This window comes from Aeromonas sp. 600479, from assembly GCF_049175515.1.
GTDB classification, from domain to species: domain Bacteria; phylum Pseudomonadota; class Gammaproteobacteria; order Enterobacterales; family Aeromonadaceae; genus Aeromonas; species Aeromonas veronii_A.
In genome coordinates this window covers 67,518-84,030 of the sequence record NZ_JAAKVF010000008.1, presented here as the reverse complement: position 1 = coordinate 84,030, position 16,513 = coordinate 67,518, and the positions used below count along the sequence as shown (strand labels likewise).

Annotated in this window: 17 protein-coding genes; 11 read left to right on the top strand and 6 right to left on the bottom strand. The window is 54.8% G+C overall.

Going from position 1 to position 16,513, the window contains the following annotated elements:
- The first annotated feature begins 66 nt into the window (after positions 1 to 66).
- The 3 genes from hemF to G5149_RS10650 all read left to right on the top strand — a co-directional run bounded on the left by hemF (position 67) and on the right by G5149_RS10650 (position 2,157).
- Positions 67 to 975, top strand: a complete 909-nt coding sequence (gene hemF / locus G5149_RS10660; RefSeq protein ID WP_216979902.1) for an oxygen-dependent coproporphyrinogen oxidase — start codon at positions 67 to 69, stop codon at positions 973 to 975.
- 103 nt (positions 976 to 1,078) lie between these two features.
- The gene (gene aroE / locus G5149_RS10655; protein WP_216979903.1) at positions 1,079 to 1,900 is read left to right on the top strand and encodes a shikimate dehydrogenase; all 822 of its coding nucleotides are present in this window, start codon (positions 1,079 to 1,081) and stop codon (positions 1,898 to 1,900) included.
- Positions 1,897 to 2,157: a DUF1488 domain-containing protein gene (locus G5149_RS10650; protein ID WP_019445781.1), complete on the top strand. Its 261-nt coding sequence runs from the start codon at positions 1,897 to 1,899 to the stop codon at positions 2,155 to 2,157. The genes aroE and G5149_RS10650 overlap by 4 nt, the downstream gene beginning before the upstream one ends.
- 775 nt (positions 2,158 to 2,932) lie before the next feature.
- On the opposite strand, the gene yihA is transcribed toward G5149_RS10650, so the two are convergent.
- Entirely contained in the window at positions 2,933 to 3,589 is a 657-nt protein-coding gene (gene yihA / locus G5149_RS10645; protein ID WP_005339709.1) for a ribosome biogenesis GTP-binding protein YihA/YsxC, read from the bottom strand.
- A gap of 142 nt (positions 3,590 to 3,731) precedes the next feature.
- Between yihA and G5149_RS10640 the strand changes: the two genes are divergently transcribed.
- The 4 genes from G5149_RS10640 to hemN all read left to right on the top strand — a co-directional run bounded on the left by G5149_RS10640 (position 3,732) and on the right by hemN (position 7,630).
- Positions 3,732 to 4,349, top strand: coding sequence for a c-type cytochrome (locus G5149_RS10640; protein WP_005341942.1), 618 nt, complete (start codon positions 3,732 to 3,734; stop codon positions 4,347 to 4,349).
- An 837-nt stretch (positions 4,350 to 5,186) separates the two neighbouring features.
- Entirely contained in the window at positions 5,187 to 5,774 is a 588-nt protein-coding gene (gene yihI / locus G5149_RS10635) for a Der GTPase-activating protein YihI (RefSeq protein ID WP_337073276.1), read from the top strand.
- Between the two features lie 11 nt (positions 5,775 to 5,785).
- On the top strand, positions 5,786 to 6,226 hold the full coding sequence (locus tag G5149_RS10630; RefSeq protein ID WP_337073314.1) for a DUF2489 domain-containing protein: 441 nt from the start codon (positions 5,786 to 5,788) through the stop codon (positions 6,224 to 6,226).
- A 30-nt stretch (positions 6,227 to 6,256) separates the two neighbouring features.
- Complete coding sequence (gene hemN, locus G5149_RS10625) at positions 6,257 to 7,630, top strand: oxygen-independent coproporphyrinogen III oxidase (protein ID WP_337073277.1); 1,374 nt, start codon at positions 6,257 to 6,259, stop codon at positions 7,628 to 7,630.
- 722 nt (positions 7,631 to 8,352) lie between these two features.
- On the opposite strand, the gene G5149_RS10620 is transcribed toward hemN, so the two are convergent.
- The 3 genes from G5149_RS10620 to G5149_RS10610 all read right to left on the bottom strand — a co-directional run bounded on the left by G5149_RS10620 (position 8,353) and on the right by G5149_RS10610 (position 9,644).
- Positions 8,353 to 8,721: a hypothetical protein gene (locus tag G5149_RS10620; protein ID WP_005339715.1), complete on the bottom strand. Its 369-nt coding sequence runs from the start codon at positions 8,719 to 8,721 to the stop codon at positions 8,353 to 8,355.
- Between the two features lies 1 nt (position 8,722).
- Positions 8,723 to 9,370 (bottom strand): AAA family ATPase, encoded by a 648-nt coding sequence (locus G5149_RS10615; RefSeq protein WP_005339716.1) that lies wholly within the window; start codon positions 9,368 to 9,370, stop codon positions 8,723 to 8,725.
- A gap of 97 nt (positions 9,371 to 9,467) precedes the next feature.
- The gene (locus G5149_RS10610; RefSeq protein WP_216979907.1) at positions 9,468 to 9,644 is read right to left on the bottom strand and encodes a hypothetical protein; all 177 of its coding nucleotides are present in this window, start codon (positions 9,642 to 9,644) and stop codon (positions 9,468 to 9,470) included.
- A gap of 747 nt (positions 9,645 to 10,391) precedes the next feature.
- Between G5149_RS10610 and arcA the strand changes: the two genes are divergently transcribed.
- From arcA to G5149_RS10590, 4 genes are all read left to right on the top strand, one after another.
- Positions 10,392 to 11,612 carry an arginine deiminase gene (gene arcA / locus G5149_RS10605; RefSeq protein WP_139412110.1) on the top strand — a complete coding sequence of 407 codons (1,221 nt, stop codon included), beginning with the start codon at positions 10,392 to 10,394 and terminating at the stop codon, positions 11,610 to 11,612.
- Between the two features lie 62 nt (positions 11,613 to 11,674).
- A complete protein-coding gene (gene arcC / locus G5149_RS10600; RefSeq protein WP_216979908.1) occupies positions 11,675 to 12,601 on the top strand; it encodes a carbamate kinase in 927 nt (308 codons plus the stop codon).
- Positions 12,602 to 12,680: 79 nt separating this feature from the next.
- Positions 12,681 to 13,685, top strand: coding sequence for an ornithine carbamoyltransferase (gene argF / locus G5149_RS10595; protein ID WP_005339721.1), 1,005 nt, complete (start codon positions 12,681 to 12,683; stop codon positions 13,683 to 13,685).
- 123 nt (positions 13,686 to 13,808) lie between these two features.
- Entirely contained in the window at positions 13,809 to 15,215 is a 1,407-nt protein-coding gene (locus G5149_RS10590; RefSeq protein WP_005339725.1) for a YfcC family protein, read from the top strand.
- Between the two features lie 131 nt (positions 15,216 to 15,346).
- On the opposite strand, the gene G5149_RS10585 is transcribed toward G5149_RS10590, so the two are convergent.
- Positions 15,347 to 15,838: an arginine repressor gene (locus G5149_RS10585; RefSeq protein ID WP_005339728.1), complete on the bottom strand. Its 492-nt coding sequence runs from the start codon at positions 15,836 to 15,838 to the stop codon at positions 15,347 to 15,349.
- A gap of 200 nt (positions 15,839 to 16,038) precedes the next feature.
- Positions 16,039 to 16,503, bottom strand: a complete 465-nt coding sequence (pyrI, locus tag G5149_RS10580; RefSeq protein WP_005339730.1) for an aspartate carbamoyltransferase regulatory subunit — start codon at positions 16,501 to 16,503, stop codon at positions 16,039 to 16,041.
- Between the last annotated feature and the right edge of the window lie 10 nt (positions 16,504 to 16,513).

The following is a 16,513-nucleotide window of genomic DNA, read 5'->3' as shown; positions in this document are numbered from 1 at the left end:
CTCACCGGATTGATTTAACTATAAAAATGGACAGGGCGTTCACGATCCTGCCTGACTGGAGACAAGATGAGCAAACCGGATGTGGCCCAGGTCAAGGCCTTCCTGTTGCAGTTGCAGGACGAGATCTGCCGTGGTCTGGAGCAGGCCGATGGCAGTGGACACTTTGTGGAAGATGCCTGGAGCCGTGAAGGCGGTGGCGGTGGTCGCACCCGTGTGCTGCGCCACGGCGCGGTGATCGAGCAGGGGGGCGTCAACTTCTCCCATGTCTATGGCGATGCCATGCCTGCCTCTGCTACAGCACATCGGCCCGAGTTGGCCGGTCGCAAGTTCGAGGCGATGGGCGTGTCGCTGGTGATCCATCCGCATAACCCCTATGTGCCGACCAGCCACGCCAACGTCCGTTTCTTCATCGCCGAGAAGGAAGGCGAAGAGCCCATTTGGTGGTTTGGCGGTGGCTTCGATTTGACGCCCTTCTATCCGTTTGCCGAGGATGTGCAGCTCTGGCATCAGGTCTCCCGTGATCTCTGCCAGCCGTTCGGTGATGAGATCTACCCCGAGTTCAAATCTTGGTGCGATCGCTACTTCTTCCTCAAGCACCGCAACGAGACACGGGGGGTGGGCGGTCTCTTCTTCGACGATCTGAATCGCTGGCCCTTTGCCGACTGCTTTGCCTTTATGCAGGCGGTAGGTCGGGGTTATCTTGATGCTTACCTGCCGATCATTGAACGACGCAAGGTTCTACCCTATGGCGAGCGGGAGCGGGAGTTCCAGCTCTATCGTCGCGGCCGTTATGTGGAGTTCAATCTGGTGTATGACCGTGGCACCCTGTTCGGGTTGCAGACCGGCGGACGTACCGAGTCGATCCTGATGTCGATGCCACCGCTGGCCCGTTGGGAGTATGACTGGCAGCCGGAGGCGGGCACTCCTGAAGCCTTGCTCTACACCGATTACCTCACGCCGCGAGAGTGGCTGTGACCAGAGGGACCATGATGGTCCCTTTTTACTGGCCGTTATTCGGCTTGTTCCCGAGAGTGAAAACCCGTTAAATCGGAATATTGCCCTCTGATGGAACTCTTTGATGGATCGTTATCTGGTTTTTGGCCACCCTGTGCGCCACAGCAAGTCCCCCTTCATTCACACCCTGTTTGCCAGACAAACCCAGCAAGAGCTGGAGTATGGGCTGGCTGAACCTGCCGTCGACGAGTTTGCCCAAGCCCTGCGCACCTTCTTTGACCAAGGGGGCAAGGGATGCAATGTCACCGTTCCCTTCAAGGAGCAGGCATTCACTCTGGTCGATCGCTTGAGCCCGAGGGCCAAGCGGGCTCAAGCGGTCAATACCATCAAGCTGACCGATGATGGCGTGTTGCTGGGGGATAATACCGATGGCGCCGGTCTGGTCGCCGATCTCAAGTCCCATGGTGTGACGCTGGCGGATAGCCGGATCCTGCTGCTGGGTGCCGGTGGCGCGGCTCGTGGTGCATTGGTGCCGCTGCTGGCTGAGTTGCCGAGCGAGCTGGTGATCGCCAACCGCACCCACACAAAAGCGCAACAGTTGGCTGCCGAATTCTGCGATCTGGGGCCTGTGACTGCCCAGACCTATGAGCAGTTGGCAGGGCCATTCGATCTCGTCATCAATTCGACTTCTGCCAGCCTGCAAGGAGAGCTGCCGCCGTTGGCCCTCACCCTGATCCACACGGATATTGCTATCTACGACATGATGTATGGCGCCTCGGATACGGTGTTTATCAGTTGGGCCAAACAGCATGGGGCCCGTCAAACCATGGATGGACTCGGCATGCTGGTGGAACAGGCCGCCGAAGCGTTTACCGTGTGGCGCGGAATTCGTCCTGGGACTAAACAGGTATTGAGAGAGTTGAAGCGTAACTTGGGGGTGATATGAACCAGGGTATTCTGTTTCCTGACCTGATGGAGTGGCAGGCTGACGAACAGCGGGTGCGTTTTCCTGCCCAGCAGATGGGGGCGTTGATAGATTGTTACATCAGCCAGCGGCGACTGGAGAGAATGACAGGTCTGGCGCTGACGAGAGAGGATGACATCGTCAGAGCCTTCGAAAGTGTGCGTTTTGATATTGAAGATATGGCTGAAAAACTCATTGAAGAACAAGAGTTTGCTGAAGATGGCGCTATCTATCTCTGATTTTTCAAAGTTTTTTTGTTTTGTAGCGGAACTACTTTGAAATGGCGCTGACTAACTAGATAGTTGAGGAAGTGCTAGCTAGTCACCTTTATAACTCCCCGGTGTTCGTACTGGGGATTTTTTTATCTGCATGAAAATAAAAGATTTTTTCTTAATCTGTAAGTTGTGAAACTAAATTACATAAATTACTTTCACTTTCTGCTGCTTTGCTGTACAGTTGTCTGCGTAGGGTACAGAGGTAAGATGTTCTATCTTTCAGACCTTTTATTTCACGTAATTGAATGTGGCTGAATAGCTGCCCCGATGAGGTTCTCGTCGGGGTGTTTTTTTATGCGCATCATTTAGAGTAAATGCTTTAAATTGACGATGCATTTGATAGAATGAGGCTGCTTCTTGAGGAATACCTGTCGTCTGGTACTCAAGATTCAGCTTCTTCCCAATTTTTGAACTTATTATTTCAGGCTGGATGGCATCACTGTCGTCCGGCCTCATTTTTATCCCTTTCGGTTAGGAATTGTAATTAAATTTCATTTTTGTCTCTTTTTGTAATTCTGGTTCGTTTTGAAAGAACGAATTTGAAAACGCTATCAACGCCTACTTAAGTTAATTCTTTGTGTGAATTAACTGCCTATCTATATGAACTGTAAGCGGTAATGGATATAGCCGGGGAGGCGAATGCGGGGTGTTTGTCGTGAGGCAGGTGAAAGCGGCAATCTGAAACCCTTTCAATCAGCGGAGGAGTGCTCCGCCAATTGCAAGGAGAGCGAGGAGTAGATTACTCCTCGGCAGGTTGTTGTTCGTCAGCGTTCAGCAGGTCGGTATCGTCACCACTGACATACCATTCGGTCAGGGTTTGCGCCAGCTTCTCCACACCGATATTGGTGAGAGAGGAGAATGCTTCGACCTGGATCTGGGAACCGAGGTTGGCAACGGCCTGGCGCACCTTGATTACCTGGTTGTTGCGCGGGCCGGGGCTCAATTTGTCAGCCTTGGTCAGCAGCAGCATGACGGGCAACTGACGGTGCGAGCTCCACTCCAGCATGTTCATGTCGGTATCTTTGAGCGGGTGGCGGATGTCCATCAGGATCACCAGACCTTTCAATGACTCACGGCGCTGCAGATACTCTGCCAGTGACTTTTGCCACTTGAGCTTCATTTCGAGCGGAACTTGCGCATAACCATAACCCGGCAAGTCGACCAGACGCTTGCCCGGTTCCAGCTCAAACAGGTTGATCAGCTGGGTACGTCCGGGTGTCTTACTGGTGCGCGCCAGGTTCTTGTGTTTGGTTAAGGTGTTCAATGCAGATGACTTACCGGCGTTGGAACGGCCGGCAAACGCGATCTCGACACCCCCATCATTTGGCAGGTGACGGATGTCGGGTGCGCTGGTCACAAAATGCACCTTATTGAAATTCAGAGTTTGTGTATCCAACGTAAATTCCCCATGGAGATAGAGGGTTATAGAGTTACTTTTTTGTAAAATGGTGTAAAATAGCGTCGCTTAAACGCGTTTATTTTAACATGCCTTCAGCGGCATGGGATCTGGAAGCCTAATAACGAAAAGTTGGAACGCCATGAAGAACCTAGTCATTACTCTTGCTCTGATGGTTGGCGTAACGGGGATGGCACAAGCCAAGGGCGATGCCGCTGCGGGACAGACCAAGGCTGCCGTTTGTGCGGCTTGTCATGGACCGGACGGAAACAGCCTGGTTGATATGTACCCCAAAATTGCTGGTCAGCACGCATCATATATCAAAAAGCAGTTAGTTGAACTGAAGGCTGCCGCTTCTGGTCAAATTGGCCGGGTTGCGCCAGTGATGGGGCCGATGGCGTTACCTTTGTCGGAACAGGACATGGATGACCTGGCGGCTTACTTCTCCGGTCTAAAGGTTACCCCTATCGCGGTCCCTGACGACGTGGTCGAAGCGGGCAAGGCACTCTATATGGGCGGTGACATGAGTCGCGGTCTGGCTGCCTGTACGGCTTGCCATGGTCCCCGTGGCTCAGGTGTCGAGCAGGCGAAGTATCCAAGCCTGTCCGGCCAGCATCCTGCCTATATCAAGGCCCAGCTCACCGCATTCCGTGCCGGGACACGTGACAACGATCCGAATGGCATGATGCGGGACGTTGCCAAGAAACTGACTGATCAGGATATCGAAGCCCTCTCCAAATATGTAGCGGGTCTGCACTGATATAGTCGATACGGTCTATTCGAGTTGAAACGGGGAGCCTTTGCTCCCCGTTGTTTTTATGGTGTTCAGATAATTCTCGGTTTAATCCCCCCGTTCTGTAAGAGATCTCCCATTCTCAAGGCAGGCCAAGGCTCATAAAATTGCATAAAATATTAAATATCCATTATTTATCAATTGATTATGTGAATATTGAAATTTTTCGAGATGTTGAGAATCTTTTGGGTGGATTGAGCTGTTTTATAGAGTTGATACAGTAGACTTAATGGATTCACCCACGGATTGGGTGATGGTTTCACAACAGGGTGTTGTGAGCAGAGGATGGCAGGCGTGGCGGGATGCCATGGGCTCGTATGAGCTGGCAAAGGATTGAAGGATCAGGATGGTGACCATCTCCGGAGCGGGATGGGGTTGCGGGATGCAGGCTCCCCAGCACGATGGCAGGATGCGGTCGAGACGGGTCAAACAGGCACACGCACATTCAGGAACGACCAATATAAGGTCAGGATGACCACACAACGATATGCTGCGGCGACAAGTTGTCACGGAGAGGACGAAACAGACTGTTTTGCCATTCAGGATGGCGCACGCATGAACATATCAAGGCAGCTTCGGCTGCCTTTTTTCTTTTGGGTCATTAACCCGATTAGCCATTCTGTGTCAAAATACCAGCAACATGCCCAGAGGATACCGATCCTGCGGTGTTCAGTGGCCTGATCGGGCCGGATTGGTGCGGGATCCTGCTCTTGTTCCAGCCTTACTGTTCCTCGCATCGTATCCCACCGGGTGAGATCATCCCGGGTACGGGTCAAACCAGTTATTTTTCGGAGTTAGCCATTCATGTCTGCTAAACAACCCACTCGCAAGCCTACTGGCAAGCGCAAAGAATCTGATGTCAGTGCTCAGGAAGGCCGTGAGCGTAAACGGGCTGCCAAGCGCAAGGGCCTGAAGGCTGGTTCTCGTCAGCAAGTTGAACAGCCGAAGAACAAGTCTGGCAACAGCCAGTCCAAAGATCCGCGTATCGGTTCCCGCAAGCCGGTAGCACTGGTGGTAGATGACAAACAGAAGAAGACGGCAGCACCCAAGGCGGTGAAAGAGAAGAAGCTGGTGATGACGCCCGAGCAGGAGCTGGCTTCCATCGAAAATGATGACCGCTTGAATGATCTGCTGGATCGTCTTGATGCCGGTGAAACCCTGGAAGTGGCCGAGCAGGCCTGGGTTGATCAGCGCGTCGACCGTTATCAGGAGCTGATGGATGAGCTGGGCATCATCGACAACGACGATGATGAAGATGACGAGCTGCCGTTTGATGATGGCGATGACGCCGAGTTCGACGAGCAGAAACCAGCTTCCGAAGAGGAGCTGTGGGACCGTTTCAACCAGGTCGATTTCAAGCCGGAGCCCAAGCCTGAGCCGAAGAAAAAGTGATGAGTAGATGGATGCTGGCCGCCCTGTTGGGCGGCCTGATTTTGTCAGGATTGGCCATCTATGCAGGCATGCTGCTGGCCAGACTGAGGCGACAGCAAGCGATGCAGTGGCAGGCGATAACTGCTCGCAACGAGCGAATTCTTGATAGCGTGCGGGTCATTGCCCATGCGGTGCAGGAGGGGCAGTGTGATTACTCAGAAGGTGCTATTCGGCTGACCAATCTGCTCGATGCGTTGCAGATCAAGGGCGGACGGAGATTTGCTACCGAATTTCCGGGTCTCTACGGACTGTACGAGAAGGTGAAAGATATGCCGACTCACGAGGCAAGACGAGCACTTAAACGCAATGAAGTGATGAAGATGGATCTCGAACGCAGCGGCTACGAGGCCGAGCTGGAGGCACAGATCCTCAAGGATGTAGCCCAACTGAAGGATTTTCAGTTAGGCCGATGAGCCAACAATAACAATAGAGAGGAAGCGAACGTGCAAGCAGAACAGATTGTGTGGGATCAGGCTCTGATCGAAAAATATAACTACAGTGGTCCGCGATACACCTCGTATCCCACCGCGCTGGAGTTTAACGAGAGCTTCGGCTATACGGACTTTGTCCGTGCAGCTGGTCAGTATCCCGAGCGCAACCTGTCGCTCTACGTGCATATCCCTTTCTGCCATAAGCTCTGCTACTACTGCGGCTGCAACAAGGTCATTACCCGCCATCAGCACAAGGCTGACGAGTACCTCGACTATCTGGAACAGGAGATCCAGGCGCAGGCTCCGCTCTTCAAGCAGCGGCTTGTCACCCAACTGCATTGGGGTGGTGGTACGCCCACCTATCTGGATGCAGCGCAAACACGCCGACTGATGGCCATGCTGCGTGAGCACTTCCATTTCGCCGAAGAGGGAGAGTTTAGCATCGAGGTCGATCCGCGTGAGATTGCCATTACCATGCTGGATGTGCTGAGAGAAGTCGGCTTCAACCGCATCAGCCTTGGTGTGCAAGATTTCAACAAGGATGTGCAGGTCGCGGTCAACCGTGAGCAAGACAACGACTTTATTAAAGCCATGTTGGAACGGGCCCGTGAGCTTGGCTTCCGCTCGACTAACCTCGACCTTATCTATGGCCTGCCACATCAAGATCGTGCCAGTTTCCACCATACGCTGGAAGAGGTACTCAAGACGGATCCGGCGCGCCTTTCCATCTTCAACTATGCCCACTTGCCGAGCCGCTTTGCCGCCCAGCGCAAGCTGAAAGAAGACGACATGCCTGCTCCGCAGGAGAAGCTGGCCATGCTGCAGGACACCATCGCCTTCCTCACCGATCAGGGTTACCAGTTTATCGGGATGGATCATTTTGCCAAACCCGATGACGAGCTGGCGGTGGCGCAGCGCGAGGGCAAGCTGCACCGCAACTTCCAGGGCTATACCACTCAAGGTGATTGCGATCTGCTGGGATTGGGGGTCTCCTCCATCAGCATGATCGGTGATGCCTACTCCCAGAATCAGAAAGAGCTCAAGGCCTACTACGCACAGGTTTCAGAGCTGGGTCATGCCCAGTGGAAAGGCTGCTCGCTCAATCAGGATGACCTGATCCGCCGTGAGGTGATCAAGCGGCTTATCTGCGATTTTCGTTTGAATTTTGCTTCGGTCGAGCAGGCGCACGGGCTCAATTTCAGAGAGTATTTTGTTGACGATCTCAAACTGCTGCAGACCTTCATCAACGATGGACTGGTGCGCATGACGGAGGATGGTCTGGAGGTATCCTCCACAGGACAGCTGCTGATCCGTAATATTTGCATGTGTTTCGATGTCTATCTGCGCAACAAGGCACGCCAGCAGCAGTTCTCTCGCGTGATTTAAGCTTGTTTGCTGATCAAAAAATAGAGAAGGGCACCATCGTGGTGCCCTTTTCATATCGACTGGTGCTTAAACAGCGGGCCGAGAAGGTTCTGGCAAGAAGGCGCTGGGCTGAGGTAAGCGATGGGGATGTGAAACTCAGATAAAAAGATGGGGGCGACTTGCGTCGCCCCCGGTAGTCGTATCGCTCAGATCCTTGAACGAAGTTGCTCCCTGCAATCCCTGACTGTTTACCTCTTCCTTTAGGTTTCCCCTTCCCAATCCTTTGGGGTGTCCTTTAGCCATCTTGGCCTGACGAGTCATCCTGTCCCGTCGCACTTTCTCCGTCCTGGGAGGTGTCCTTTACCACATCCTGTGGTGAGTCCATTTGCCCAACCCTGGCAGCCAGTCTTCCTGACCGACTTCATTGCGTCCGTGCATGAGTAACTATAAGGATTTTCTAACCGGCTACAACGCCAGATTGGAAAACGTTTTTGTCATTAGCTATTTCGAAAGTGATGAGTTTCAATTTATTCATTTATAAACAGCTAGTTAAGTATATCTTCTTCATGTTTTAAGATCTTATCTTCCGATTATCTCGGGGATCTTTTAGGCTGTTGACTTACATGTGGAATGGCAGATCTCTTACGCGGCATTTTGGTTGCTTCAGAAACAGATGTTGCAGTCTGATGATGGTCATTCGGGGTGAGTTGGCGAGGCAGAAAAAGAGCGGCTGAATGGAGAAATTATGAACGCTGGTTGAGCCGCTCATAGATGGTCTGGCGCTCTTCAGGAGTCAGCGAAGAGAAGTAGTGGGTAAAGAGGCGCAGCAACAGGGACTTGTTCATGCCATCTTGCTGGGTCAGATTACCCAGCTCGTCGATGGCCACCGTGCTCATGGAGAAGGTGGCTTTTTTGTAGCTGGGTTTCAGGTGCTCGCCGCTCTCGATAAAGGCCAGCGCCGACAAGGCTTCGTCACGATGCAGGCCCAGTTCAAGGCTGACCACCTTGGGTTTGCCCTTGGCATAGAACTCCGCATCTTCGATAAATTCGTCGACGGTGAACTTCTTCTGGTGATGCAGCTGGTGCTTTTTCTTCAGATCGGCCAGACCCATCTCACACCCCCACTTGCAGGAACTCTTTGGCGATGGCCCGGATCTCTTCGGCGGATTTGCCATCCGGCTCTATCTCCATCACCGACAGTCCCTTCTCTTCGCTGTCGTCATAGACGTTGCGGCCATAGGTGATGGCGTTTAGGACGTCGACACCGAACGAGGAGCAAACCTCTTTCGCTTCCAGAATGCGTTTTACCTGATTGGGCAGGGCGGGGCACTGGGTCAGCACTACGGCTGCATTGAGGGTCGGGTTGACCATCTTGCAGGTGGTGATGAGATCTTCCATGTGGGGCAGGGTCTTGAGGTCACGGCGTTTCGGGCGCAAGGGGATCAAGGCGTGGGTGGCGACAGCCATGGTGGATCGCAGTGCCCGGTTGTCTTGCCCGCCGCAATCGACGATGACGTAGTCGTAGCGGTTTTTCAGGCTGAGCAGGTCGTTGCGAATATTGCCATAGAGCTGCACGCAGTTGATTTGTGGTAGCTCCGGGTTGTCGTTGCGCTCCTGAATCCAGTCAGAGGTGGTGCGCTGCGGGTCGCAGTCGACCAGTAACACCTCCCCCTGAAATTGGGATCTGAGGTAAACCGCCAGATTTTGTGCCAAGCAGCTCTTGCCACTCCCCCCCTTCTCTCCACCGACCAACAAGATCATGACGTTCCCCTATCCATGAGAAAACCGCTGATTTCAGTATAGGAGGGGGTTGGCTCATCACAAGGCGAGAGGAGTGATGCTCCTCTCGTTCTGCAGGTTAATAGTGAACACTGCCTCCATGCCAGCGGCAGACATAGTCGGGCACCAGCATCTGGGGGGCCTTGTCGACATGGCAGACCACCATGGGCATGGCAGGGGCACCTTCAGCCTGGCTGAGGGTGGGGAGCGCAGAGAGCAGCAAAGTCGCGAGCAACAGCATGGGTTTCATCTTCATAACAACTCCTTGGTAGTGCCATTCCTGTGTGATCTGGATCACTTTCTGAGTTAAGTCGAGGTTGGCGCCAGCGCAAGGTGAGACGAATAAATTCAATTAATGAAAAAAGTATCAAAAGGCGTTGTGGTGACCGACGAGGATGGTTGCCCACCTTGATGCGGACTTTGTGCATATTAAGTTGAACCGCACAAAGAGGTGGTGACTTATGGGGCTGAGCCTGATGGGGTTGGCATCAATGCCATGATCTGGAACAAGAAAAGATTTATGCAGTGAATGTGGTCGATGTGAGTATTTATTTCTCCCGCATTCCTCCCGTCACGGCGATGTATTCAATACCTAGGGAGTAATATTCAAATTATATTTGAAATCTTGCTTATTGTAATGATTTTTAACGGTTTTTGTTATTTGCATTTAATCGTCACAGTGAACTGGCATGAATAAAAAATGAATCAACCTGAAATATAGCGGGGTGGTTTTGCATGATTATTCGGTGAGCTTTGTGTGGAAAATGCGCAATTTGCTACCGGGGTCATAGATTGGACGGTGAATATATTCAGTTCTGAGTGAATGTGATCAATGTCTAAGTTTGTCGTGATTAGCAGGGCTAACCTCGGTCTCGAAAGGCAAGGGCAGGATAGAACACAAGCCGATTACCCTACATAAAGAATATCCCGCCTTAGCCACGAGCATGAATAGAAGGAATCTATTCAATCACTCGCAGGGACCACTGCTAGACGGAATATAATCATGAGCAAATTTTATGTAGGTTCTGAAGTTGGCCAATTGCGCCGTGTCATGTTGCACCGCCCCAACCTCAGTCTGAAGCGTCTGACTCCTTCCAACTGCCAGGATCTGCTGTTCGATGACGTCCTGTCTGTTGAACGTGCCGGTCAGGAGCACGACAAATTCGCTCAGGTACTGCGCGATCAGAATGTCGAAGTTTTCCTGCTGACCAATCTGCTGGCCGAAACCCTGGATGTGCCGGAAGCCAAAACCTGGCTGCTGCAACATCAGGTCTCCGACTATCGCCTCGGCTCTTCTTTTGCCAACGATGTGCGCTGCTTCCTGGCTGACATGCCGCACCGCGAACTGGCCCGCATTCTCTCTGGCGGTCTGACTTACTCCGAGATGCCCTACAGCGGCGTCAACATGGTAGTAGGCATGCACGCACCGACCGATTTCATCATTGAGCCGCTGCCCAACCACCTCTTTACCCGTGATACCTCCTGCTGGGTTTATGGCGGCGTCTCCATCAACCCCATGGCCAAGCCAGCCCGTCGCCGCGAGACCAACCACGTGAAGGCTATCTATCGCTGGCACCCGATGTTTGCCGGTCAGGACTTCATCAAGTACTTCGGTGACGAGGATCGTGACTACGACAACTCCACCATCGAGGGTGGCGACGTACTGGTTATCGGCCGCGGCGCCGTGCTGATCGGCATGTCCGAGCGCACCACCCCGCAAGGTGTCGAGCATCTGGCTCGCAGCCTGTTCAAACATGGTCAGGCCAAACAGGTCATCGCCATGGAACTGCCGAAACACCGCAGCTGCATGCACCTGGATACCGTCATGACCCATATGGATATCGACACCTTCTCCGTCTATCCGGAAGTGATCCGCAAGGATGTGCAGTGCTGGAGCCTGACTCCGGGCGGCGCCACCGGCATGAACATCAAGGAAGAGGGTTACTTCGTCACTGCTATCGAGAAAGCACTGGGCGTGGATCAGCTGAAGATCATCACCACTGGCGGTGACAGCTTCGAAGCCGAACGCGAGCAGTGGAACGACGCCAATAACGTGCTGACCGTGCGTCCCGGCGTGGTGGTGGGCTACGAGCGCAATACCTACACCAATGAGAAGTATGACAAGGCCGGTATCACAGTTCTCTCCATCCCGGGTGATGAACTGGGCCGTGGCCGCGGCGGCGCCCGCTGCATGAGCTGCCCGATGGAACGCGACAGCATCTGATGAGACGGCGTGGCGCCGGCAGAGGCTGGCGCCACACAGAACCAAACTCGAGATTAACCACTATGAAAAAACCAACTGTCGTCGTCGCTCTGGGTGGCAATGCTCTGCTCCGTCGTGGTGAGCCACTGGAAGCGGATATCCAGCGCAAGAATATTGCAACTGCCGCCAAGACCATCGCACTGATCGCTCAGGAGTACAACGTGGTGCTGGTGCATGGCAACGGCCCGCAAGTCGGCCTGCTGGCCCTGCAAAACAGCGCCTACACCAAGGTATCCCCCTATCCGCTGGATGTGCTGGGTGCCGAGTCTCAGGGCATGATCGGCTACATGCTGATCCAGGAGCTGAAAAACCTGATGCCGAGCCGCAACGTCACCGCGCTGCTGACCCAGGTGCAGGTCGATCCCGAGGATCCGGCATTTGCCAATCCGACCAAATTTATCGGCCCCGTCTATGAAGAGGCTGAAGCCCGCACCCTGGCAGAAGAGAAGCACTGGGTGGTCAAGGCTGACGGCAAGTTCTTCCGCCGTGTAGTGCCGTCCCCGCTGCCCCAGCGCATCGTTGAAGGCGACGCCATCGAAACTCTGATTGCCCAGGGCCACCTCATCATCTGTACCGGTGGTGGCGGCATCCCGGTGACTTGGGATGGCCAGAGCCTGACCGGTATCGAAGCCGTCATCGACAAGGACATGTCTGCCGCCTATCTGGCCAAGCAGATCAAGGCCGACGCCCTGCTGATCCTGACCGATGCCGATGCCGTCTATCTGGATTGGGGCAAACCGACCCAGCGTCCGCTGCGAGTCACCAGCCCGGACGAGCTGGCCGGGGTCAAGTTCGATGCCGGCTCCATGGGGCCGAAAGTCGAAGCCTCTTGTGAATTTGTCAAAGCGACCGGCGGCATGGTCGGCATCGGCTCGCTGGAAGATGGTCTTGCCATCCTCAAAGGTGAAGCCGGCACCAATATCGTCGCCACCCGCACCGTACATGCGTAATTACCGATATCTGTACTGAGAATGCGTAGTCAACACTACTGCCCGAACTGGTCTGAAACATATATAGAGAGAACTCATCATGGCTTTTAATCTGCGTAACCGTAACTTCCTGAAACTGCTGGACTTCACCCCGCGCGAAATCCAATACATGATCGACCTGGCCATCGACCTGAAAAAAGCCAAATACGGTGGCTACGAGCGCAAGCATCTGGTCGGCAAGAACATCGCCCTGATTTTCGAGAAGACCTCCACCCGTACCCGCTGTGCGTTTGAAGTGGCGGCCTTCGACCAGGGCGCGCAAGTCTCCTACCTTGGCCCAAGCGGTTCCCAAATCGGTCACAAAGAGTCCATGAAGGACACCGCCCGTGTACTGGGTCGCATGTATGACGGTATCGAATACCGCGGCTACGGTCAGGAGATCGTGGAAGAGCTGGGCGCCTACGCCGGTGTCCCGGTCTGGAACGGCCTGACCAACGAATTCCACCCGACCCAGATCCTGGCCGACTTCATGACCATGCTGGAGCACGGCAAGGGCAAGCGTCTGGATCAAATCAAGTTCGCCTACCTGGGTGATGCCCGCAACAACATGGGCAACTCCCTGATGGTCGGCGCCGCCAAAATGGGCATGGATATCCGCCTGGTTGCGCCGAAAGCCTTCTGGCCGGAAGAGGAGTTGGTTGCCAAGTGCCGCCTGATCGCCGAAGAGACCGGCGCACGCATCACCCTGACCGAAGATGTGAAAGAGGGTGTGCTGGGTGCTGACTTCCTCTACACCGACGTCTGGGTATCCATGGGTGAAGCGAAAGAAGCCTGGGATCAGCGCGTCAAACTGATGACTCCGTATCAGGTCAACATGGATGTCATCAACGCCACCAAGAACCCGGATGTGAAGTTCATGCACTGCCTGCCGGCGTTCCACAACGACGAGACCACCATGGGCAAGGAAGTGGCTGACAAATATGGCATGAAAGGCCTGGAAGTGACCGAGGACGTGTTCGAATCCGAGCACAGCATCGTGTTCGACGAGGCCGAAAACCGGATGCACACCATCAAGGCAGTGATGGTTGCTACGCTGGGCGACTAAGGTCGCAGTAGTGGTGCCGGGGGGCGACCCCCGGCTTTTCGACCATGTGACAGCGGCATAATACCTCTAACCCTACAACCCGCAGCCTGCATGGATACCACACCCACAGAAGGAAGCTGGACCATGACCAAATTCAAGTTCCCGTCAGCCTACACGATACTGTTTGTGCTGATCGCCCTGGTGGCCGCCCTGAGCTGGATAGTGCCGGCCGGCAAATACGAGATGACCATGAACGAAGCCCTCGGCAAAGAAGTGCCGGTGGCGGGTACCTACAAACTGGTGGAGGGGAATCCCCAGGGGATCGTCGATGTGCTGCTGGCACCTATCGATGGCCTCTATAACCACGACACCTATGAGGCAGGCGCCATCGACGTCTCCCTCTTTATCCTGATCATCGGTGGTTTTCTTGGCATTGTGACCAAGACCGGTGCCATCGATGCCGGTATTGAACGTGTGACCGACCGCCTGCGCGGCCGTGAAGAGTGGATGATCCCGATCCTGATGGCGCTGTTTGCCGCAGGTGGCACCATCTACGGGATGGCCGAAGAGTCGCTGCCTTTCTACACCCTGCTGGTGCCGGTGATGATGGCCGCACGCTTCGACCCTGTGGTGGCGGCTGCAACCGTATTGCTGGGTGCTGGTATCGGTACTCTCGGTTCCACCATCAACCCGTTTGCGACCGTGATTGCCGCCAATGCGGCCGGTATCTCCTTCACCGACGGTATCTGGCTGCGCGTCGCCATGCTGGTCGCCGGTTGGCTGCTCTGCGTTGCCTACGTCATGCGTTACGCCAAGATGGTGCGCAGCGATCCGAGCAAATCCCTGGTAGCTGACAAGTGGGAAGAGAACCGTGCCCACTTCCTTGGCAACAAGAGCGACCAGATGCTGGAGTTCACCCTGACCCGTAAAATCGTGCTGGGTATCTTCGTCGCCGCCTTTGCCGTGATGATCTACGGTGTGGCCGTGCTGGGCTGGTGGATGGCGCAGATCTCCGGCGTGTTCCTGGCTGCCGCCATCATCGTTGGTCTTATCTCCCGCATGAGCGAAGAGGAGCTGACCTCCAACTTTATCGATGGTGCCCGCGACCTGCTGGGTGTGGCGCTGATCATCGGTATCGCCCGCGGTATCGTGGTGGTAATGGATAACGGCATGATCACTCACACCATTTTGCACAGTGCAGAAGGGATCGTGACCGGCCTCTCCACTATCGTCTTTATCAACGTGATGTTCGTGCTGGAAGTGGTGCTCTCCTTCCTGGTGCCGTCCTCCTCCGGTCTGGCTGTACTGACCATGCCGATCATGGCGCCGCTGGCCGACTTCGCCAACGTGGGCCGCGATCTGGTGGTGACTGCTTACCAGTCTGCCTCCGGTCTGGTGAACCTGGTGACCCCGACCTCCGCCGTGGTCATGGGTGGTCTGGCCATCGCCAAGGTGCCTTATGTGCGCTGGCTGAAATGGGTGGCTCCGCTGCTCGGTATCCTGACCGTGCTGATCGTGGTCTGCCTGAGCCTGGGTGCCGTGCTCTCCTGAGGGATGACATGCAAGATGAAGCGGGAGCCTGCGGGCTCCCGTTTTTTATGGGCGCAAGAAGTGATGGACACAAAGTCGCAGGCAACAAAAAGGCGACCCGCAGGTCGCCTCGATGCATTCGATGGAAGGGGTTAGCGGGCCTGCGCCAGGGTGCGCACCACGGCGGCGTGGGCCTGACGGGTGCGGCTGATATGGCGCGGCGCGACCAGCACAACGTCATTGCCCGCGACGGCGCCCATGATCTCGGGATTGGCGTTGCGATCCAGCAGGCGAGCCACCACGGTGGCGGCTCCCGGAGTGGTGTGGATCAGCACCATCTGCTGGTTGTGTACCACTTCGCGCACCATGTCGTGGATCGAGCGGGTGCTGCCGGCGGGTTCCAGCTGCTCGTCGACCAGGGTGTAGACCTTCTTGCCGTTGGCATTTTGGGCCTTGGCCACGCCGAGGCGGCGCAGCAGGCGGGAGATGGTGGACTGGCTGATGTCGGCAAAGCCGCGCTCCGACAGCTCGCGGCGGATCTCTTCCTGGGTGCTGTAGCAGTGCTGACCGATGATCTGGCGACAGGCATCCAGCTGGGCCAGATCGGGCTCTTGGGCAACGGGACGACTGAGGGTTTTGACCACGGCGAATTCCTTTGATGATGACCGGAGGTAAACGCGCTATATCTGCCATAGCAGTCAGTTATCAGGTAAAAACACTGATAATCAGCCTATATGCAGGGAATGAGCGGGCATTACCATCTTGCGATGGCAAATTATAGCTGACTGGAAATTCGGTGATGTGACAGGGTTCAAAAATGGGCCCCGCGGGGCCCAATCAGATATCAGTAACGCTCGCTGACGATGTCCTGAGTGAAGGACTTCTCGCAATATTTGCACTTCATCCGTACCACGCCTTTCACTTCGCGCACCCGGAAGTAGCTGTCAACCGGCTCGTTATGGGAGATGCAGTTGGAGTTGGGGCAGTGGAACACCCCGGCGATGAACTCCGGCAGCTCCAGCTGGTGCTTCTTCACCACATTGAAGTCTTCGATGATGTTGACGGTCGCTTTCGGGGCGAACAGCGCCAGCTGGTTGGCCTGCTGTTCGGTCAGACGGGTGTTCTCAATCTTGATGAGATCCTTCTTGCCCAGCGCACCGGATTTCAGGTTGAAGCCGACGGTGATCCGCTCCTGGGTTTCGACCAGCTGGAACAGCTTGAGGATCTTGATGCCCTGGCCAGCGGGGATGTGATCGATGACGGAGCCGTGACGGATGGCTTCGACTTGCAGTTGGTTCTTGTCAGACATGATATTCCCC